Origin of the sequence: Ligilactobacillus equi DSM 15833 = JCM 10991 (assembly GCF_001435735.1) — a bacterium.
GTDB lineage: Bacteria > Bacillota > Bacilli > Lactobacillales > Lactobacillaceae > Ligilactobacillus > Ligilactobacillus equi.
This window is the reverse complement of the sequence record NZ_AZFH01000194.1, coordinates 1-671: the sequence shown is the minus strand read 5'-3', so window position 1 is coordinate 671 and position 671 is coordinate 1. Positions and strand designations below refer to the sequence as shown.

The window sequence follows — 671 nt, the reverse complement described above, 5'->3', positions numbered from 1 at the left end:
TTGTTAGTTACGGTATTAGTTTCATAAGGTACCCCAAAGTTATTTTGGACTGCCTTATTCTTAATTTCACCAGTCAAACCATCCTTAACTGTCGCGTTGAAGGAAACCTTAAGTTTTTGGCCCGCATATTGTGAAACAAAGACACGAGGATTATCTACAACTAACTTAAATGCAGAATTCTTAGTATCCCATGCTACAGAAACACCATTAACTGCTTTATTGTTAGCATCTGTGATTAATAGGGAACCTTGAATAGCATCTGTCTTGTCATCGTAGTCATCATCTAAGGATAAACCTTTCTTCGCTACTAAATCAGATAAACCAGGGTTAACAAGCTTACTAAAGTCCCAAGTGATGTTGTAGTTAATTACATCACCAGCAATCACAGTCTTACCATTAGAATCAATACCACCAACGTTTTCAGATTTAGTTGGTGCAGGCTTATCAACTGGATTTTCTACTGAATTTGCACTAGATTCAATATTATTTACATATACACGAGGTACATTGACAATAGTTTTACCGTCTTCAATAGCTGTTGCATAAATATGTGCAGTAGGGAAGACGAAAACAGTACCTTTATTGTTATTTGCTAAACTAAAGATTTTTGAACCCGACTTCAATGAAAGCTTAATTGTATTAGTCTTAGCATCGAAATTAGCAACGTAATC

Annotated in this window: 1 protein-coding gene; it reads right to left on the bottom strand. The window is 35.3% G+C overall.

The window, feature by feature from the left end:
• Positions 1-671, bottom strand: a 671-nt coding sequence (locus FC36_RS10300; protein ID WP_156409584.1) for an SspB-related isopeptide-forming adhesin, incomplete at both ends; no start/stop codon positions are given.